Annotated in this window: 15 protein-coding genes; 5 read left to right on the top strand and 10 right to left on the bottom strand. The window is 67.9% G+C overall.

All coding sequences use genetic code 11. The annotated features are described in order from the left end of the window. Window positions 1–55 precede the first annotated feature (55 nt). The 5 genes from hsdR to groES all read right to left on the bottom strand — a co-directional run bounded on the left by hsdR (window position 56) and on the right by groES (window position 6,769). Window positions 56–3,466, bottom strand: a complete 3,411-nt coding sequence (gene hsdR / locus Q0654_RS06340; protein WP_298851669.1) for a type I restriction-modification system endonuclease — start codon at window positions 3,464–3,466, stop codon at window positions 56–58. Between the two features lie 58 nt (window positions 3,467–3,524). Next, a complete protein-coding gene (locus tag Q0654_RS06335) occupies window positions 3,525–3,959 on the bottom strand; it encodes a hypothetical protein (RefSeq protein ID WP_298851667.1) in 435 nt (144 codons plus the stop codon). A gap of 3 nt (window positions 3,960–3,962) precedes the next feature. Beyond that, window positions 3,963–4,523: a type II toxin-antitoxin system antitoxin SocA domain-containing protein gene (locus Q0654_RS06330; protein ID WP_298851665.1), complete on the bottom strand. Its 561-nt coding sequence runs from the start codon at window positions 4,521–4,523 to the stop codon at window positions 3,963–3,965. Window positions 4,524–4,677: 154 nt separating this feature from the next. Continuing rightward, entirely contained in the window at window positions 4,678–6,315 is a 1,638-nt protein-coding gene (gene groL, locus Q0654_RS06325; RefSeq protein WP_298851663.1) for a chaperonin GroEL, read from the bottom strand. 166 nt (window positions 6,316–6,481) lie between these two features. Continuing rightward, entirely contained in the window at window positions 6,482–6,769 is a 288-nt protein-coding gene (gene groES / locus Q0654_RS06320; RefSeq protein WP_298851661.1) for a co-chaperone GroES, read from the bottom strand. 403 nt (window positions 6,770–7,172) lie between these two features. On the opposite strand from groES, the gene cutA reads away from it, so the two are divergent. The 5 genes from cutA to Q0654_RS06295 all read left to right on the top strand — a co-directional run bounded on the left by cutA (window position 7,173) and on the right by Q0654_RS06295 (window position 13,677). Continuing rightward, entirely contained in the window at window positions 7,173–7,508 is a 336-nt protein-coding gene (cutA, locus tag Q0654_RS06315) for a divalent-cation tolerance protein CutA (RefSeq protein ID WP_298851660.1), read from the top strand. Window positions 7,509–7,921: 413 nt separating this feature from the next. Continuing rightward, on the top strand, window positions 7,922–10,135 hold the full coding sequence (locus Q0654_RS06310) for an endonuclease (RefSeq protein ID WP_298851659.1): 2,214 nt from the start codon (window positions 7,922–7,924) through the stop codon (window positions 10,133–10,135). Between the two features lie 174 nt (window positions 10,136–10,309). Continuing rightward, the gene (locus Q0654_RS06305; RefSeq protein WP_298851658.1) at window positions 10,310–12,529 is read left to right on the top strand and encodes a protein-disulfide reductase DsbD; all 2,220 of its coding nucleotides are present in this window, start codon (window positions 10,310–10,312) and stop codon (window positions 12,527–12,529) included. Then, window positions 12,526–13,074: a TlpA disulfide reductase family protein gene (locus tag Q0654_RS06300; RefSeq protein WP_298851656.1), complete on the top strand. Its 549-nt coding sequence runs from the start codon at window positions 12,526–12,528 to the stop codon at window positions 13,072–13,074. The genes Q0654_RS06305 and Q0654_RS06300 overlap by 4 nt, the downstream gene beginning before the upstream one ends. Window positions 13,075–13,242: 168 nt before the next feature. Continuing rightward, window positions 13,243–13,677 carry a YidB family protein gene (locus Q0654_RS06295; RefSeq protein WP_298851655.1) on the top strand — a complete coding sequence of 145 codons (435 nt, stop codon included), beginning with the start codon at window positions 13,243–13,245 and terminating at the stop codon, window positions 13,675–13,677. 419 nt (window positions 13,678–14,096) lie between these two features. Here Q0654_RS06295 and Q0654_RS06290 read toward each other — a convergent pair whose 3' ends face one another. The 5 genes from Q0654_RS06290 to ubiB all read right to left on the bottom strand — a co-directional run bounded on the left by Q0654_RS06290 (window position 14,097) and on the right by ubiB (window position 19,604). Beyond that, window positions 14,097–14,726, bottom strand: coding sequence for an FMN-binding negative transcriptional regulator (locus Q0654_RS06290; RefSeq protein ID WP_298851654.1), 630 nt, complete (start codon window positions 14,724–14,726; stop codon window positions 14,097–14,099). A 408-nt stretch (window positions 14,727–15,134) separates the two neighbouring features. Continuing rightward, window positions 15,135–16,079, bottom strand: coding sequence for a protease modulator HflC (gene hflC, locus Q0654_RS06285; protein ID WP_298851653.1), 945 nt, complete (start codon window positions 16,077–16,079; stop codon window positions 15,135–15,137). Further along, window positions 16,076–17,131 (bottom strand): FtsH protease activity modulator HflK, encoded by a 1,056-nt coding sequence (gene hflK, locus Q0654_RS06280; protein ID WP_298851652.1) that lies wholly within the window; start codon window positions 17,129–17,131, stop codon window positions 16,076–16,078. The genes hflC and hflK overlap by 4 nt, the downstream gene beginning before the upstream one ends. 147 nt (window positions 17,132–17,278) lie before the next feature. Next, the gene (locus Q0654_RS06275) at window positions 17,279–17,836 is read right to left on the bottom strand and encodes a hypothetical protein (protein WP_298851649.1); all 558 of its coding nucleotides are present in this window, start codon (window positions 17,834–17,836) and stop codon (window positions 17,279–17,281) included. 112 nt (window positions 17,837–17,948) lie between these two features. Continuing rightward, window positions 17,949–19,604 (bottom strand): ubiquinone biosynthesis regulatory protein kinase UbiB, encoded by a 1,656-nt coding sequence (ubiB, locus tag Q0654_RS06270; RefSeq protein WP_298851689.1) that lies wholly within the window; start codon window positions 19,602–19,604, stop codon window positions 17,949–17,951. Window positions 19,605–20,046: the final 442 nt, after the last annotated feature.

The raw sequence follows: 20,046 nt of genomic DNA, 5'->3' as shown, positions 1-20,046 counted from the left end.
TGCGATGTGCGCCAAGGGGGTGGATCGTACCCGCTGCGGGGCCGGCTATTGGCGCTCAGGCAGCGGGTTGGTCCGAGGGCGACCAGATCGCGTCGTTGAAGGCCTGCAAGGTTTGCAGCAGCTGCCCATCGAAGGTGCGATCGAGCCGGCTGAAGCCGCCGCCGTCGCGACGGAACAACAGGTCGGGGTCGTCCAGCGCTTCACGATCAACGATGCCGTTGGCTTTGGTCTGCTCGGCAATGCTGCGCAGCCAGCGCCGCTGCGGGTCTGTCCAAGGGCGGCCGTGGGGCGGCCGCGAAAGGACTTTCTGCAGCGCGTGCTCCACGCGCTCCGCGTAGGGCAGCAGTGGGTCGCCGATCGCTGCACGACGGATATGGCCGATGATGCGGGCGGCGATGTCCTGATTGGTCATGGCCCGCCACGCGGTGTTGAGCTTGGTCTCGCTATAGCCGGCCTGATCCAGCGCGATGGCGAGCTCGCGCAGCTGCTTGCGGGTGAGTTCGCGCGGGCGCTGCAGCACGGTGAGCAAGGCAGGGATCTCGTTGCCATGGCTGCGGATGAATTCGACAAATGCTTGCAGGTAGTCTTCCGGCCGCGTGGCCTCACCGAAGCCGGGCGTGACTTCCAGCAGGCGGTCGGGATGGGCGGACACCAGCACGCTGGGCTCCTCGCCTTCGCCTTTGCGATCCAGCAAACGGCCGATGCCTGCGCGCTGGGCAAACCAGGCGCGCAGCTCGCCCGGCGGCAAGGTGCGCAGGTGCTTGAGGCTGGCTTGCAGCGGAGCACCCAGCAAGGTTTCGACCTGCGCACGAGTCTCGTCGCCCAAATGGCGACGCTTGCGCTGCAGCTTGGCCACGAACTGATCGCGCGTGAGGCTGAGCGCGGCTTCGTCCTGCAGGCTGCCCAGCTCGCTCTCCAACTGCTCAAAGGCGATGTTGGGGTTGACCACCACCGGCCGCATGGCGGTGAGCTTGTCGAGGGCTTCGAAGATGCGCACGGCATCGAAGACACGGAAGCTTTCTTTGTCCACGCCGGGCTCGATGTCGGGGCAGAGGCGTGTGGCTCGGCCCAACATCTGATCGAACAGAATGCGGCTGCTGATTCGCCGCAGGAACACCAGATTGCAGATGCGCGGCACGTCGATGCCGGTGGTGAGCAGGTCGACCGTCACGGCCACATTCGGCAGGCGCTCGTTGCGATAGCGGCGGATCAGCTCGCTCGGCTTGTCCGCGCGGCCGGTGATCTTGACCACGGCGTCGTCTTCAACGCTGCCGTAGCGGTGAGCAAAGGCTTGCTTGAGCAGGTGCACCACCAACTCGGCATGCGCATCGTTGGCGCAGAAGATGAGGGTCTTGCGTTGGCCGGCGGGATCGAGCTCGCCGGCCAGGTAATCGCAGACCACGCGGTTGAAGCTCTCGGTGACGACCTTGCGGTTGAAGTCGTCGACTTCGAGCTTGATGTCATCGGGCGCCTGAAACAGCTCGACCTCGCCGCTGATCAGCATGTAGCGCATGACCTCCTCTCCGACACGCCAGCGAATTCCCTGGCTGGAGAGTTCGGTCTTGATCTGCAGCGGCGGCTCGTAGTCGACCAGGTAGCCGTCGATGACGGCTTCGCGGTAGCCGTAGGAGTACACCGGAGCGCCGAAAATCTCCGAGGTGTGCAGCGCCGGCGTGGCAGTCAGGCCGATCTTGACGGCGTCGAAGTAGTCGAGCACACGGCGGTACTTGGAGATGTAGTCCTCTTGCCCGCGGAAGCCCAACTCGGTGTCTGACAGCTCGCGGTCCAACAGGTAACCGCGATGGCATTCATCCACGACGATGCAGTCGTACTGATCGACGGTGGGCGGCGGGCTGTCCTCATCGCCACCCAAGACGCGCGCGACCATGCCCTGCACCGTGGCGATATGCACCGAGGTAGAGGCTTCGGGCTTGGCGTCCTCCAGCCCGCGAATGCCAAAGGTGTCAGCGAAGGTCTGCAGGTTCTCCATCCGCGTTTCGTTGAACGCCCCAAGGGCCTGCTCACCCAGTGCGGTGCGATCGACCAGAAACAACACGCGCCGGAAGCGGCCGGTCTTCAGCAGCCGGTAGACGAGGGCGATACAGGTTTTGGTTTTGCCGGTGCCGGTCGCCATGGCGACCAATAGCGCGCGCTGGCCGGAGGCGATTGCCTCCTCCGTCTTCTGGATGGCCAGCTGCTGATAGTCGCGCAGCGGAAAGCCGTACACGAAGGGTTCGTTGGCAAGCTTGGCGTGTGCTTCGGCCGCGTCTTGCTTCAGAAGTGCAACCAGACCTTCCGGGCTATGCCATCCATCCAGGGGGCGAGCGAGGTTCTCGGCGCTTCTCAGGTCACAAAACCAAACGCCGCTCTTGGTCGACAGCTGGCGAAGGTAGGGACGGCCGTTGGTCGCGTACACCAGCGGCACGCGATATTCCGCGTCAGCGCCAAAGTTGACTTCGGCCAGCTCCACGCCGCCCTCAGCCTTGAAGCCCCGGCTGTAGCGCCGGCTTTGCTGCAGGGCCGAGGGCACATCGACGCTGCGCGATTTTGCTTCCACCACGGCCAACGGACGCAGGCCAACGAACAGCACATAGTCGGCAGGACCGTGTTCGGTCGGCCACTCGGCGATGGCGAGGTTCTTGCCCTTCTGCGGGCGCGTGCCTTTGGCATATCGAAGACGCTGGCTGTCGGCCTCCCAACCGGCTTGCTGAAGCTGCTGGTCGATGAGGCGACGGGTGTCGGCTTCGCTGAGTTTGAGTTGATTGGCCGCGGCCTGCGCGGCGCGCGCAAAACGTTGCATCCTCTGAGGAGCATCCCCGGCGTGCATTGCCTGAAGTTCAGCAATGCGCTGCTTCAGTGCGTGGCGATCGCTCTCGGCTTCCGACGCGAGCTGCTCCCAAATGTCGCGCTCCTCGCTCAGCTGCGCTGCGAGCGCCTGGGCGGCTCGCAGCTGCTCCGCGGTGATCTCTCCGCTGGCTCGATGAACTTCGAGCTCCAGCCGCAATGCTTCGAGGTCCTCGCGAAGCTCAGCGCTGGAGTCCTTGGGTGCGCGTGGTGGCACGAAGGCACCCGCAGCGAAGTCGGGGTCGAAGAAGGTGCGGTGATACCAGATCGACAGCTCGCGACTGAAGCGCAGCATGCGGAGTGCATCGCGATGGTCGCCAGAACGCTCATGCGCCGCCGAATTGCCGGCTTTGCGGACTTGATGAAACAAGGTGGCGATGTCGCGAGGCACAAGCCCTTCGGATTGCAGCCGCACCAGCAAGTCCGCAAAGCCTTCGTCGTTGGATCCGAGTGTGCCGGCGCGCGAGGCGACGAGCTGGGCGAGCGCCTCGGCCAGCTGACGAAGCTTGATCAGACAGGTGCTCGGGTCTTCGATGAAGTACCGCTCGGCCAAGGCGCCCAAACGAGCGAGCTCGGCATCGTGCTTGTCGAGCACGCTGAAATTGAGAGATTTCTGGGACATCGAAGGCCCGCAGCGGGAAAGATCGATGGCCGCACGTTAGCGGGAATTGCAGTGGGTGTCAGCCGAGCTGCGCCAGTGCATTGCGGATGCGGCTTTCTTGCGAACGGGTGGTGTCGTCTGCACTCGCAGCGCAGGCGAGTGCGCCCCTAAACAATGCAACCGCTATCGGGCCCACATCGGTGATGCGGCCTTCGCTGAGGTGTCGCGCGAAATCCCAAGCATCGAGATCACCCATCGCCCGCAGATCAAGCCAGGTCTCCCGGTTGAGCGGGCCGCCAGGCACCCCGAGAAAGAAGCCGGGATAAGGGTCTCCGTGGAAGCAGGCGGGCTCCCGAGGCCTCAGGCTGGCGTAGCGGCTGGTGAGGAGCCGCGCCACGATGTCGCGCCCGGGTTCAGCGGCGAGCACCAACAGAAACTTGCGCTTGAGCTCGCCGCTGTCGGCGTCGGCGTAGAAGCACGCGTCCTGGTAGACGTGGCCAATGCGGGCAGGCATAGATCAGTGCAGATTCGCCTGACGAATGCCTTCGCGCTCGGCTGCGGCTTCGCGGATCACCTCGGCGTGCGGATCTTCGTCGCGGATCGCCAAGGTGTAGGGGATGCGTTCGAGGTAGCCGCGGCCGTTGTCCCAGATCGCAGCCCAAGGACCTCGCTCTTCGTGGGTGACGCCGATCATCGGCTTGGACAAATCGTCGCGGAAGCGCTCCGCAAGGTCTTCCATCAGGCGCAGTTCGCGCCTCGTGAAGTGGGCGTCGTCAAAGACGCGCTTGGGGCGGACAGACTCGCGCATGAAGTCCACGACTTTTTCTGGAACGATCTCGATCGCATCGGCAAAGTCCGCTTCGAGTGCGTCCCACTCCTGATACAGCTCCATCGGCACCGGGCCCATCTTCATGGCGCGATACTCCTGGCCGGTCACCGAAGCGCCCGTCTGCCGGAAGTGTTCGAAGTCGAGCAGGTAGAGAAGCTTGATGAGCTTGATCTTGCCGCAGAAACGCGTGTTCTTCGCGAAGTAGATCGCGGCGTTGATGAGCTTTTCCCGGCAATGGTTCTTCAGCATGTGGAGGCTCTCGCGGCTAAGCCAGCGCAGGTTATGCCGGCGCGGTGGTGTTCGGCAATCGCTGCGGCAGTCGACACCGCTGGCGGTCAAGAAAGCAGAAGCCCCGCACAAGGCGGGGCTTCTGTTCAACGCGTGACGCTTGGAGAAGCCGGACTTAGAAGTCCATACCACCCATGCCGCCGCCGTGGCCGTGGTCGGCCGCCGGGGCGTCCTTCTTCGGCAGCTCGGCGACCATGGCTTCGGTGGTGATCAGCAGGCCGGCGATCGAGGCTGCGTTCTGCAGCGCGGTGCGGGTGACCTTGGTCGGGTCCAGGATGCCCATGGCCACCATGTCGCCGAACTCGCCGGTGGCGGCGTTGTAGCCGAAGTTGCCCTGGCCTTCTGCCACCTTGTTGAGGATGACGGAGGGCTCTTCGCCGGCGTTGGTGACGATCTCGCGCAGCGGGGCTTCCATGGCGCGCTTGGCGATCACGATGCCGTGGTTCTGCTCTTCGTTGATGCCCTTCAGGTCAGCGATCGCGGTCAGCGCGCGGATCAGGGCGACGCCGCCGCCCGGGACCACGCCTTCCTCGACGGCCGCACGGGTGGCGTGCAGGGCGTCTTCGACGCGGGCCTTCTTCTCCTTCATCTCGACTTCGGTGGCGGCACCGACCTTGATGACGGCCACGCCGCCGGCCAGCTTGGCCACGCGCTCCTGCAGCTTCTCGCGGTCGTAGTCGGAGGAGGTCTCCTCGATCTGCGCCTTGATCTGCTTGATGCGGGCCTGGATGCCTTCGGCCTCACCGGCGCCGTCGATGATCGTGCTGTTCTCCTTGGAGACGACGATCTTCTTGGCGCGGCCCAGATCCTTGATGGTGGCCTTCTCAAGCTGCAGGCCGACTTCTTCGGAGATGACCGTGCCGCCGGTCAGGATGGCCATGTCTTCCAGCATCGCCTTGCGGCGGTCGCCGAAGCCCGGGGCCTTCACTGCGCAGACCTTGACGATGCCGCGGATGGTGTTGACCACCAGGGTCGCCAGGGCTTCGCCCTCGACTTCTTCGGCGACGATCAGCAGCGGCTTGCCGGCCTTGGCCACGCCTTCCAGCACGGGCAGCAGCTCGCGGACGTTCGAGATCTTCTTGTCGTGCAGCAGGATGAACGGGTCATCCAGCTCGACCTGCTGGCTCTGCTGGTTGTTGATGAAGTACGGGCTCAGGTAGCCGCGGTCGAACTGCATGCCCTCGACCACGTCCAGCTCGTTCTCCAGGCCCGAGCCTTCTTCAACGGTGATCACGCCTTCCTTGCCGACCTTCTTCATGGCGTCGGCAATGATGTTGCCGATCGACTCATCCGAGTTGGCCGAGATGGTGCCGACCTGGGCGATGGCCTTGTCGTCAGCGGTGGGCTTGGAGAGCTTCTTCAGCTCGGCGACGGCGGCGATCACGGCCTTGTCGATGCCGCGCTTCAGGTCCATCGGGTTCATGCCGGCGGCGACCGCCTTCATGCCCTCGCGGATGAACGCCTGCGCCAGCACGGTGGCGGTGGTGGTGCCGTCACCGGCGTTGTCGGAGGTCTTGGAAGCGACTTCCTTGACCATCTGCGCGCCCATGTTCTCGAACTTGTCGGCAAGCTCGATTTCCTTGGCGACGGAGACGCCGTCCTTGGTGATGGTGGGGGCGCCGAAGCTCTTGTCGAGCACGACGTTGCGGCCCTTCGGGCCCAGCGTGGCCTTGACGGCGTTGGCCAGGATGTTCACGCCGCGCAGGATCTTGACGCGGGCGTCTTCGCCGAACTTGATTTCTTTGGCTGCCATGAGATGTTCCTCTAAAGCGTGATTGGGGATTCGTGATTCGGGATTCGCGACATCAGCGGTGGCGGGTTTCGGGCAGGGCGTCGGGATCGATACGCCCCCGAGGGGCGGAAGCGCTTGGCTTCTACGAATCCCGAATCCCTACTCCCGAATCCCGCCGTCAGCGGCTTCAGCCGATGACGGCCAAGATGTCGTCCTCGCGCACCACCAGGTAATCGGTGCCGTCGACCTTCACCTCGGTGCCGGCGTACTTGCCGAACAGCACCTTGTCGCCGGCCTTGACCTTCAGCGCGCGCACGCTGCCGTTGTCGAGCGGCTTGCCCTCGCCGACGGCGACGATTTCGCCGCGGATGGGCTTCTCGGTGGCGCTGTCGGGGATCACGATGCCGCCGGCAGAGACCTTCTCTTCTTCCATGCGCTTGATGACGACGCGATCGTGCAGGGGTTTCAGGTTCATGTGGATCCTCGGTAAGTGACTGATTTGTCGATGGTCCAACGCGCTTTGTTAGCACTCGCCGTTGGTGAGTGCCAAGTTTAGCCACGGAATGTGACGTCGTCGATGCCAGCCGGGGTAGGCTGCTCGACCGACGTCAGCGTCGGGGCGGGTGACAGATGGGGCGGGCGATCTGCGCTTTCAAGGGGGAGGCACTCCGAAGAAGTGCGCGAGCGATCCGGATCGCCTCTGCGCCCCCCTGCTGTGACACGCAGCCGATCGAGAGCCCTCAGCGGTCTTCCCCGCCGAGCCCGCTCCTGCGAATCCCTACCCGGCCCTCGCGCACAGCGCTCGGGCGTTCGCCGACGCACGCGGCATGCCGCGTAAGCGCGTCGCCTCACCCCCAATCCCAAATCCCGGCTCCAAGATGTCCGACCTCCAGCTCGTCCTCACCACCGCCCCTGATCCGCTGGTCGCCGAGGCCATCGCCCGCGCGCTGGTGGATGCCCAGCTCGCCGCCTGTGTCAGCCTGCTGCCGGGGGTGACCTCGGTGTATCGCTGGCAGGGCGAAGTGGAAACCGCCCGCGAAGTGCAGCTGCTGATCAAGACCCGCGCCAGCAGCCTGCCCGCACTGATGAACGAGATCACGCGGCTGCATCCCTACGCGCTGCCCGAGCTGGTCGCGATCCCGATCGACGGCGGGCTGCCCGCCTATCTCGACTGGGTACGCTTCGGTTCGACGCCGCCGGTACGGACGGCCTGAAGCGGAGTCCTTCAACTCGCGTCGAACTGGCGCGCACGCCCGCCGTCATGGGGTGGGCCCTGGCCCACCACGGCCCAAGCGCTCGCCCCGGTCCCTGATCGCAGGCTGCGCCAACCAGCCCTGAGCTTGTGGCGAAGACAACGCCCAACGACACACACCTCGCGTGACGCCACCCGCCACCGGTGATCCTCTGGGGCGGCGCACAACGGCCTTTCGTTGAAAAGACAGCGCAGCATTCGGCCGCTATCCTTGGCGGTTCTTCCGTTCGGGCACGGCGCCTGGCGGAACCTTCGCCCGTTCGGGCCGACCCGCACGCGCGGGCGGCGCCACCGCGAGGCCGCGCACCGTCAGGGAAGGACGATCGCGCTGCCCCCGTTGCCGGGCCAATCCACTGCATGCTTCGGGGGTTCCAGATGCGCATCGTCTTCGGCCGCGCGCTCGCGTCGGTCGCGTTCCTGTTTTCGTGTGCGGCCCTGCCGCAGCTCGCCACCGCACAGGTGGATTTCACTGGCGGCTACAGCCAGGACTTCGACACGCTGGCCAACAGCGGCAGCAGCGCTGCGCTGCCGGCCGGCTGGGCGATCGCCGAGGCGGGCACCAGCAGCAACAACAACGGCCAGTACCAGGCCGGCGACGGCAGCAGCAACAGCGGCGACACCTGGAGCTATGGCAGCACCGGCTCCAGCGAGCGCGCACTCGGTGCACTGCTGTCGGGTTCGCTCAACAGCCGCTTCGGCCTGCAGCTGGTCAACCGCAGCGGCGGCGCGCTGTCTTCGCTCGGCCTGTCCTACACCGGTGAGCAATGGCGGCTGGGCACGGCAGGCCGCGAAGACCGCCTCGATTTCGAGTACAGCCTGGATGCCACCAGCCTGACCACCGGCACCTGGACCGCGGTAAGCGCGCTGCGCTTCGTCGCGCCAAACACCAGCGCAGCCCCGGGTCCGCTGGACGGCAACGCCGCCGCCAATCGCGCGGCCATCAGCGGCGAGATCACCGGCCTGAACTGGGGCGCCGACCAGGTGCTGTGGATCCGCTGGGTCGACTTCAACGCCTCCAGCAACGACGACGGCCTCGCCATCGACGACCTCGTCATCGGCACCCTGGCCGACGTGCCCCCAGTGCTGCTGTCGACCACGCCAGTCAACAACGCCACCAATGTGTCCGTCAGCCAGGCGCCGCGGCTGCGCTTCTCCGAAAGCGTCGATCTGAATGCGGCCGCGGTGAACTTCAGCTGCGGCGGCAATGCGGTCGCTTTCAGCAGCAACAGCCCGGCCAGCGAGATCGTGCTGACGCCGAACAGCGCCCTGCCCTACTCGGCGAACTGTGCGCTCAGCATCCCGGCATCCGCGGTCACCGATCGCGACGGCACGCCCGAGCCCCTCGCCGCCGACATCAGCCTCGTCTTCAGCACCGAAGCCGACCTGCCGCCGCAGGTGCTGTCGACCACGCCGGCCAACGGTGCCGCCAACGTCGCACCGGCAGTGACGCCGAGCGTGCAGTTCAGCGAGAGCGTGAACCTGGCGGCGCCGGCCTTCAGCCTCGAGTGCGATGCCGCCGGCGCGATCGCCCTCAGCCATCCGGCCAGCGGCCAGACCATCACGCTGTCGCCGCAGGCCCTGCTGGAAGAGGGCGACAGCTGCACCCTGCGCATCCTGGCCGACCGCATCACCGACGCCAGCGGCCAGAACCTGGCGGCGAACGTGGTGGTCGAGTTCAGCGTCAGCGCCGGCGCCAGCGGCTACTACGCGCAGGTCAACACCAGCAGCCCCGAGCAGCTGCGCTGCTCGCTGCACGCCACCATCCGCGGCCACACCGCCTTCCCGTACTCGGGCGCAGGCACCAGCACCTGGACGATCCTGGAGCTGGCCGAGGAAGACCCCAACGACCCCACCCGGATCATCGACGCCTACCGCAACCGCAAGTACGTCAAGGGCAGCGATCGCGCCGGCACCGGCAGCGGCATCACCTACAACCGCGAGCACAGCTGGCCGAACTCGCTGGGCTTCCCCAGCCAGACCGACGCGCAGGGCCGGCCGTATGCGCCCTACACCGACACCCACATGCTGTATCTCACCGATACCGGCTACAACGCCGACCGCGGCAACAAGCCCTATGCCGACTGCGCGCAGAGCAGCGGCTGCAGCGAGCGTCCGACCGAGGTGAACCTGGGCGTAGGCGGCGGCACCGGCCAGTACCCGGGCAACTCGAACTGGTTCAACGGCAGCAGCTACGAGGTCTGGAGCGCGCGCAAGGGCGACTTCGCCCGCACCATCCTGTACATGGCGATCCGCTATGAAGGCGGCACCCACCCGGTGACCGGCCAGGTCGAGCCGGACCTGGAGCTCACCGACAACCGCAGCCTGATCGTCGGCACCAGCAACTCGCCGGCCTATATGGGCCTGATGAGCACGGTGCTGGCCTGGCACCAGGCCGACCCGCCGAGTGAGGCCGAACGCCGCCGCAATGACGTGGTGTTCTCCTACCAGGGCAACCGCAATCCCTTCATCGACCATCCGGAGTGGGGCACCCAGGCCCTGTTCACCAGCAGCCGCCCGGCGACATGCCAGCTGGCCCCGCCGCCGACGCCGACTCGGATCTTCGGCAACGGCTTCGAAGCGCCGAACTGATCGCAGCACGCGGCCGGCCCCGCCCGCTTGAACGGGCGGGGCCGGTGACGCTCACGGGCCCACCGCGGCCCGATTCGCTAAGCTTCTCGCTCCGTTTCGCCGGCCCCGGCGAACTATCCGTGCTGGCCGCGGTCTGGTCCCGACCGCCGCGCGCCCTGCTTCGACGCGAATCCCATGCCCCTGATCCTCCGCCTCGCCGGCCTGCTGCTGCTTGTTGCCAGCCGCCTCGCCCCCGCCATCGACGATTCCGAGCTGCTGCCCATCGACGAGGCCTTCCGCCTGGAAGCGCGCGCGCTCGATGCCGAGTCCGTCGAGCTGCGCTGGCAGATCGCCGAGGGCTACTACCTCTACCGCCATCGCACCGGTGCCGAAGCGGACGGCGAAGGCCTCTCGGCCGGCGAGCTGGCGATGCCGCCGGGCACGGCCTACACCGACGATTTCTTCGGCGATGTCGAAACCTACCGCGGTGAGCTGATCGCGAGGCTCGACGGCGTGCGCGCCGGGCCGGACGGTCGTCTGCCGCTCAAGGTGCGCTACCAGGGCTGCGCCGATGTCGGCATCTGCTATCCGCCGCATACCAAGCGCATCGAGGTACGGCTGCCGGTCTCGGCAGCCGCCTCCAGCGGCTTGCCAACAGCGCCCGCCGCGGGCGGCCTGCCCGGCCTGCCGGCGCCGAGCTTCACCCCAATCATCGGTGAGCGCAGCGGGTCTCTGGCCACGCCGGCGCCCTTCAGCGTCGAATCGAGCGGCGTCGAGGCCGCGCCCCTGCCCGAGGCCGAGGCCTTCCAGTTCGAGGCCATCGCCGACGGCGCCGACACTCTGCTGCTGCGGATCACCCCGGCGCGCGGCTACTACGTCTACCGCGACCGTTCGGGCTTCCGCATCGAGGGTGAGGAAGCCACCGCAGGCGAGCCGCGCTGGCCGCCCGGCGTGAACCACCGCGACGAGCACTTCGGCGAGGTGCTGGTCTACTTCGACCCGGTCGAGATCGAGCTGCCGATCGCCCGCGCCACCGGCGCAGCCGCGAACGTCAGCGTGGTCGCCGAGTTCCAGGGCTGCCAGACGGAAGGCATCTGCTACCCGCCGATGACCCGCCGCGTAGCGCTGGACCTGCCGGCGGGCGCCGCCCGCGAACTGCCGCCGGAGGACGTGGCGCGCACCCGGCCGCCGGGCGCGGACCTCGGCCTCGGCGCGGTGCTGCTGGCCCTGCTGGGTGCGGTGGCCGGCGGCCTGATCCTGAATCTGATGCCCTGCGTGCTGCCGGTGCTGTCGCTGAAGGCGATCGGCCTGGCGCAAAGCGGCGAAAGCGCGCACAAGGCGCGCGCGCATGCGCTCTGGTACACCGCCGGCGTATTGGTCAGCTTTGCGGCACTCGGCGCGCTGGCGCTCGGCCTGCGCGCCGCCGGCGAGGCGCTCGGCTGGGGCTTCCAGCTGCAGCAGCCGCTGTTCGTCGGTTTCGTCGTCTACGTGATGTTCGCGGTCGGCCTCTCGCTGTCGGGCGTGTTCACGCTGGGCGGCGGCATCGCCGGCGTCGGCCAGGGCCTGACCCAGCGCAGCGGCCCGGCGGGCGACTTCTTCACCGGCGTGCTGGCGGTGGTGGTGGCCAGCCCCTGCACCGCGCCCTTCATGGGCCCGGCCCTGGCCTTTGCCTTCACCGCGCCGGCCTGGCTGGGCATCGCCCTGTTCCTCGCGCTGGGCCTTGGGCTCGCCCTGCCCTTCCTGCTGATCGGCTTCGTGCCGGCGCTGGCGCAACGCCTGCCCAAACCCGGCGCGTGGATGGAGACCTTCAAGAACATCCTCGCCTTCCCGATGTACCTCACGGCGGTCTGGCTGCTGTGGGTGCTGGGCAACCAGCGCGGCATGGATGCGGTGGCCCTGGCCCTGATCGGTCTCGTCGTGCTGGCCGCTGGCCTGTGGGCCTTCGAGCGCAGCCGCTACGCCGAGAAGGGCGCGGCGCGCGCACTGGCCTGGCTGCTGATCGCCGCGTCTGCCGTGCCGCTGCTGATGGTTGAACGCCTGCCGACGCCGAGTGCTGCGGTCCAAGCCGAAGGCGTCGAGCCCTACTCGGCGCAGCGGCTGGCCGCGCTGCGCAGCGAAGGCCGCACCGTCTTCGTCAACATGACCGCCGACTGGTGCGTGACCTGCAAGGCCATCGAGGCCCGCGTGCTCTCGCAGCCGGTGTTCAAGGACGCGCTGGCTGCGGCGAATGCGGTCTACATGGTCGGCGACTGGACCAATGTCGACCCGGCCATCACCGAGTTCCTTGAGCAGCACGGCGCCGTCGGCGTGCCGCTCTACGTGGTGTTCCGTGCGGGTGAGCCCGAGGGCCGCGTACTGCCGACGATCCTCACCGAGGCCAGCGTGCAGGCGGCACTGGCCGGAGACGCCCCATGAAGCGCGCACAGATGGCGGTGATCATGGGCTTCGCCCTGGTCGGCGGCATCGGCGGCGTGCTGCTGGGCCGGCACTTCGCAACGCCCAGCGTGCCACCGCTGCCGCAGGGCACGGTGGTGCTCGAAGAAGGCGCCAAGCGTCCGGACGCCGAGCTGCGCAGGCTCGACGGCAGCACGGCCAAGCTCAGCGACTTCGACGGCCGCCCGCTGCTGATCAACTTCTGGGCGACCTGGTGCCCGCCCTGCATCGAAGAGCTGCCCCTGCTCGATGCGCTGCACCAGCGCAGCGGCGCCGACGGCCTGCAGGTGATCGGCATCGCCCTGGATGACCCGGCCGAGGTCGAGCGCTTCCTCGGCGACCTGCCGGTGGAGTTCCCGATGTTCCTGGCCCAGCCGGGGCGGGTGGATCTGTCCACCACGCTGGGCAATGCCAATTCGGTCCTGCCCTACTCGGTGCTGATCGACGCCGAAGGCCGCATCGCCAAGCGCAAGTTCGGCGCCTTCAGCGAGGCCAGCCTGCGCGAGTGGGTGGCGGGCTACGAGTAGGCCACTGACGGCGCGCTCCGTTGCGGTGGCGCCGTCCGTTCTCGTTCGATCGCCGAGCAAGCTCGGGCTTCAGGGTGAAGCGCCCCACGCGCGAGGCGGGCTGGCGATCTCAAGGTCATGCGTCCACACTCGCCGGGCCAATCCGGCGAGATCTGAGGGAGCACCGCCATGGACTTGAACAGCGTGCTGCGCATGGGCGCGGAGATCTTCCAGAAGCAGGCCGGCTCGCAGGCCCAGGGCCTGCCGATCGAGGCCGTCGTGAAGGCGCTCATCGGCCTGCTCGGCGACGGCAGCGGCCGGCTCGATCTCGCCGGCCTGGTGCAGAAATTCAGCAGCGGCGGCCTGGCCAGCCTGGCGCAGAGCTGGCTTGGCGACGGCGCCAACGCGCCGATCGGCGGCGCACAGCTGATGCAGGTGCTGGGCTCGGGCGCGATCGGCGACTTCGCCAGACAGCTCGGCATCGACACCGGCAGCGCGACCCAGGGCCTCGAAGCCGCCATCCCGGCCATCATCGACAAGGCCAGCAGCGGCGGCAGCCTGCTCGACGCCGCCGGCGGCGTGGACGGCCTGCTGGGCATGGCCGGCAAGCTGTTCGGGCGCTGAGCGTTTGGAGCGTTTGGAGCGTTTGGAGCGTTTGGAGCGTTTGGAGCGTTTGGGGGTTTGGAGCGTTTGGGGGTTTGGGCGTTCTCGGAGCGCTCCCGATCCGGCAATCGTTCGGAACCCGTCGTTGTCACCTGACGCACCGGCTTTCGCAGCGGGCTCCCAAGCCACGCCTCCAAGGCAAGCCTCGGTGTCGAGATCCGCATAGGGTGGGCCCTGGCCCACCATGAGCGAGGGTTTCGCCCCGGCAATTCTCCGCCGCAGGCGTTACGACGCGTCGATCAGCATCGGCAGGCTTGGCGAGCCTGCAGGCCATGGTGGGCCAGGGCCCACCCTATGTGGAGCGGTTGAGCAAGGGCCCACCCTGTTTTCAGAGCGCTGCCGCGGTCGCGGACTTGGCCGTGCACAAACCTCGCGAATCCTCAGCGATCCGAAGCGCGCGCGCGCATCGCGGCCGCGAGTGCCGGATCGGCATGCGGATCGTCCGGATCGACAAGCCCCAGGATCACGCCCTCGCGATTGGCGGCCGGATGATTCTGGCTGAGTTTGGCCTTGGCCTCGATGCGCTCGATGTCGATGCGCAGGCCGACGATGGCCCGCAGCAGGGCCTCGGTGTAGTCGGCCGGCGCGTCCGCCACCTGCCAGGGCGCCTCGCGCGGCGCTTCCATATGCCGGGTCAGCGCCTGCACGCGCGACAGCAGGGTCGACGCGTCGTGCTGCCAGCAGATCCGCCCGTGCACCACCACCGCCTCGTAGTTCCAGGTCGGAACCACCTTGCCGTGCTCGCGCTTGGCCGGATACCAGCCCGGATGCACATAGCCCTGCGCGCCCCGGAACACCGCCACCACGCGCGCGCCGTCGGCGAAGCGCTGCCACAGCGGATTCGCCCGGGCGATATGGCCGATCAGGCTCGCCTCCCCTTCCTGCAGCAGCGGCAGCAGGTTCACCTCGCTGCCCTCGGCATCGCTGCACACCAGCGTCGCCAGCGGATGCGCGTCGATCAGGGCGAGTGCGGCGGGTTCATCGAGTCGGAAGGCAGCAGGCGTGTACATGGAGGGCCGGGATGGGGGGTGAGGCGACGCGCTTACGCGGCATGCCGCGTGCGTCGGCGAACGCCCAAGCGCTGCGCGCGAGGGCCGGGCGAGGCGACGCGCCTACGCGGCATGCCGCGTGCGTCGGCGAACGCCCGAGCGCTGCGCGCGAGGGCCGGGCAGGGATTCGCCGGGGCCCGGCTGCGGTCGAGATTGCGCCAAGCGTATAGGGTGGGCCCTGGCCCACCTTTAGCTTCGCTACCCGGTTTGGACACTATCCTGGTCAGCGCTGGCACTGCAGCCGGTCGGACCGGGTCGAGCGCGGAGGCCACGGTGGGCCAGGGCCCACCCTATGGGCGCGGCGATGACTCTTGCCGCGCCCTGCTCTTGCGAATCCCGAATCCCGAATCACGTCGACCCGGCGCCGCCTCAGCGGCGACGGGTCGACTGCAGATAGCGGAAGAAATCGGACTCCGAATCCAGCATCAGGGTCGAGTTGTCACCGAGGTTGCGGTAGCTCTCCAGGGTGCGGAAGAAAGCATAGAACTCGGGGTCGGCGCCGTAGGCCTCGCCGTAGATGCGGGTCGCTTCGGCATCGGCGCGGCCGCGGATCTCGGCGGCCTGACGTTCGGCCTCGGAACGGATGGTCCGCAGCTGGCGCTCCATATCGCCCAGGATCTCCTGGCTGCGGCCCTGGCCCTCGGAGCGGAAGCGTTCGGCGATCGACTGGCGCTCGGCGATCATCCGCGTCTCGACCTGGCGGCGCACGCTGTCGATGTAGTTGATGCGCTTGATGCGCACGTCGACCAGCTCGATGCCGAGTTCCGGCATCAGGCGCGAGGCGGCCGCCAGCATCTCCTGCTCCAGCCGCTCGCGGCCCTTCTTGGGCTTGTCGAGATCGACATCGCCGCGCACGACGCCCTCTTCGGCCTCGGCCGTCTCGCTGTCGACCTGCCAGTCGCGCGAGCGCACGATCTCCTCGAGGTTGGTGCCCGAGACGATGTCGCGCGCCACCGAGTCGATGATGTCGTCCAGTCGCGTGCGCGCGCCGGACTCATCGCGCACCGAGCGCATGAACTGCAGCGGGTCCGCGATGCGCCAGCGGGCGGTGGTGTCGACGATCACGAACTCGCGGCCCAGCGTCGGGATCTGGCTGACGTCGCCGTCCCACGCCAGCAGGCGCTTGTCGAAGCGCCGCACTTCCTGGATGAAGGGCGTCTTGAAGTGCAGGCCGGGCTCGTTGATCGGCTCGCCGATCGGCTCGCCGAACTGCACCAGGATGGCCTGCTCGGCCTGGTCGATGACGAAGGTCGCGTCGCGCAGCACGATCAGGCCCAGCAGGGCGATGGCGCCAAGGATGATGGGGCTTTTCATCGACGGTCTCCGGAAGCGGCGGGCTGGGGTTGGGCATCACGCAGGTTGATCAGCGGCACGGGCGAGATCTGCCCCTTCTGCTGCACCACCACGCTGCCGATCCTGGGCAGCACTTCGTTGAGGGTTTCGAGGTACATGCGCGTGCGCGTGACCTCGGGCGCGCTGCGATACTCGGCGAGGATCGCCGAGAAGCGCGCGGTCTCGCCCAGCGCCTGGTTGACCCGTTCGGTGGCATAGCCTTCGGCTTCGGCGATCGCACGGTTGGCCTGGCCGCGGGCCAGCGGCAGCTGCTGGTTGGCCTGCTTCTGCGCCTCGTTGATCATCCGCTCGCGCTCCTGGCGCGCTTCGTTCACCTCGTTGAAGGCCGGCTGCACGGCGCGCGGCGGCACCACGTCCTGCAGCTCGACGGTGACGATGTGGATGCCGGTCTCGTAGCGCTCCATCGCCTGCTGCACTTCGTCGCGCACGAGGTTGCTGATCTCCACGCGGGCGGTGGTCAGCACCTCGCTGCCCAGGCGATTGCCGACCGCGCGGCGCATCACCGACTCGCTGAGGTCGCGCAGGGTGCGGGTCGGCTCGCGCATCGAGTAGATGTACTTCATCGGGTCGGCGATGCGGTACTGCACCACCCACTCGACGTCGATGATATTGAGGTCGCCAGACAGCATCAGTGACTCCTCGGCGAAGTCGTTGGGGTCGTACTGGCTGGCGCCGTCTTCGCCAATGCCGGTGGTGCGGAAGCCGAACTCCTGCTTGAGCACCCGCTCGGTGGCGACCAGCTGTACGGTGTCGACGCCGAAGGGCAGCTTGAAGTGCAGGCCGGGGTCGGCAATCTTGACCACCTCGCCGAAGCGCTTGACCACGCCACGCTCCTCGGGCTGCACCGTGTAGAACACGCTGCCCACGCCCCAGAGCGCGAGGATGGCGACGACGCCGAAGGCGATCAGGCCGCCGGGGATCTTCGGCATCTGCGGGGCGCCCCCACCGCCGCCGGCGCGCGGCGAACGGCCGCCGCCGAACAGGTTCTCGACGGTCTTGCGTGCGTCATTCATGGCTCGATTCCTTGTCGAAGTCGATCGCGTACAGGCCGCACGGATCGCGGGGTGTCACGGCGGCGGAGGGCCGCCTCAAGCAGCGGGCGCAGGACGCGCGGCGAGCGCGCCTGTGACCCGGATGTCGGAAACGTATGTCGCTGTGGATCACTCCGACGTGCGTTCGTACAGGCGCAGGATCAGCACGCCGGTGGCGCCGCGCTCGACCGGATCCGGCGTGGCCGACAGCGCACGCTCGCCCACATGCACGCTGAAGCGGGCGTCCTGCACCGAGCGCCCCTGGCGCCAGAAGCGCAGCACGCGCGCCTCCGGTGGGCCGATCGGCGACTCCACCTTGAAGCCGGCGTCGAGCAGGCGCTGCATCAGCTGGGCAATCGCCACGCGCGGCTCGACCAGGCGCAGGGCGAGCTCGTACTCGCGCACCTGGAAGCCGGCCTGTTCGCGCACGTCCTCGAACACCAGGTTGTGCTCGAACTCCAGCACATAGCCGTCGAACAGCGGCTCGCGCAGCACCCGCACTTCGCCGCTGGCGTTGAGCCGCATGTTGCGGCGTTGGGCCTCGATCCGCTCGCGGATGAACGCCGCACGCGCGGCCTGCTGCTGATTGCTCACCGGCGCGGCGGGCGGGTCCACGGGTCTGTCCTGGGCGGAAGCGGATGTCGTCGCCAGCAGCAGGGTGATGGCAAGGCAGCGCAACAGGTTCATGGACGTTTTCTCGAACAGGGGCCTGCGGGATCGCGAGTGTGCCAGCGGCGGCCGGCACTGCGCGAACGTTCCGACGGAAGGCAGACGGGTCGCGCTGACGGAGCGTGGACGCTCAGGATCTTCGGGGCCACGCCGCGATAAAGGCAGCGACGGCACCGATGCCCGCCAGCCAGACGGTGATGGGCGTGCCGATCCAGTCCTTGCCTACGGGAGGCAGCAGGTGCACGCCCACGCTGAGCAGCATCAGGCCGACGCCAAGTACGGCAAACACGGTCTGCCGGTGCCCGGCCTGGGCGGCGTCAGCCAGCCGCTTCAGGTCGTCCGAATGCAGGCGCAGGGCGGCGCGGCCGCTGGCCGCCTGCTTCAGATACTCATGCGCGAGTTCGGCGACTTCGGGCGCGGCCGCGAGGATCTGCGGAATGCGCATGCGCGCGCGCTTCAGCAGCGCCTGCGGGTTGCGCTTCTCGCGCAGGATCTCGGCCAGCACCGGCTTGGCCACCGCCCAGATGTCGAGCTTCGGATCCAGCAGACGGCCCAGGCCCTCGATGTTGAGCAGGGTCTTCTGCAGCAGGATCAGCTGCGGCTGGATGGTCAGCTTGTACTGGTGCGCGACCTTGAACAGCTTGAGCAGCACTTCGCCGAGTGCGATCTCCGACAGCGGCCGCGTGAAGTACGGCTCGCAGACCGTGCGCACCGCGCCTTCGAGTTCATCGATGCGCACCGTGCCCGGCATCCAGCCGGCATCCAGATGCAGCTGGGCGATGCGTCGGTAGTCGCGCTCGAAGATCGCGGTGAAGTTCTCGGCCAGGTAGTACTGGTCGATCTCGGGCAGCGCGCCCATGATCCCGAAGTCGAGCGCGATGAAGCGCGGCACGTCGACGCGGGTAGTGTCGACCCAGATGTTTCCCGCATGCGCGTCGGCGTGGAAGAAGTTGTCGCGGAACACCTGGGTGTAGAACAGCTGCACGCCCTTGGCCGCCAGCGCGCGGCGGTCGATGCCGGCGGCCTCGATGGCGGCGAGATCGTCGCTGCGCACGCCGTGCACGCGCTCCAGGGTCAGCACGCCTTCGGTGGTGAGGTCCCAGAACACCTGCGGCACGTAGAGGTCCTTCGAGCCCTCGAAGTGCCGGCGCAGCACCGAGGCATTGGCGCCCTCGCGCTGCAGGTCGAGTTCGTCGCGCAGCGAGCGCGCGATCTCGTCCACGACTTCGGCCGGGCGCGTGCGTTCCGGGTCGGGGCCGAAGCGCTCGGCCAGTGAGGCAATCGTGCGCAGCAGGCTGATGTCGGCTTCGATGGTCTGGGCGATGCCCGGCCGCAGCACCTTGATCACCACCGCGCGACCATCGGGCAGCTCGGCGGCGTGGACCTGGGCGATCGAAGCCGAGGCCAGCGGCGTTTCGTCGAAGCGCGCGTAGTGGTCCTCGACGCGCCCGCCCAGCTCGCGCTCGATGGCCGCACGCGCGAGTGCGCCCGGAAACGGCGCGACCTGGTCCTGCAGAAGGCAGAGTTCGTCGGCGATGTCCGGCGGCAGCAGATCGCGCCGGGTCGCCAGCACCTGGCCGAACTTGACGAAGATCGGCCCCAGATCCTGCAGCGCCAACCGCAGCCGCGCCCCGCGCGAGAGCTCCTTCGCCGCACCGCGCGCCGCCGGCACGAAGGGCTTCAACACCCGCAGCAGCCCGGCCAGGCGGCTGCCTTCCAACAGGCCATCCAGACGATAGCGCAGGGCCACGCGCAGGATGGTGAGCACGCGCAGAGGGCTGCGGATCAGGCGCATGGGTGCAGCCCGTGGCGGGAGTTGAAGAAGCAGGGCAAGAGGCGCATCGCTCGGCAAGTCTGACGAAACCGCCGCACTGTGCCATGCGGAACGTGGAGGTGGCGAGGGTGGCAGACATCGCCGGGCGCGTAGCGCAGACAGGCGGGTCGCGCAGCGACATCAGGAACGCATGCGCGGGGCGAGTGCGAAGGCCATGGTGGGCCAGGGCCCACCCTATGCGTGCGGCACACACCCTCGTCGCGCCACGCATCGAGGGATTCGGCCTTTGGATCCCATCCCCGATTCGCGGACCACGGATCACAGGCCCGGCAGCTTCATAGGGTGGGCCCTGGCCCACCATGGGCTCCGCACCGCGGTGACTTCGATGCCCGCCGCTGCTGAGCGCAGCGTGCATTGGAACGGCGCGAGCGGGGCAAGGGCGAAGGCCACGGTG

The organism is uncultured Aquimonas sp., assembly GCF_937888285.1.
In the GTDB taxonomy this organism is placed as follows: domain Bacteria; phylum Pseudomonadota; class Gammaproteobacteria; order Xanthomonadales; family Xanthomonadaceae; genus Aquimonas.
The sequence above is the reverse complement of the archived record's forward strand: the minus strand, read 5'-3'. Positions and strand labels throughout refer to the sequence as shown.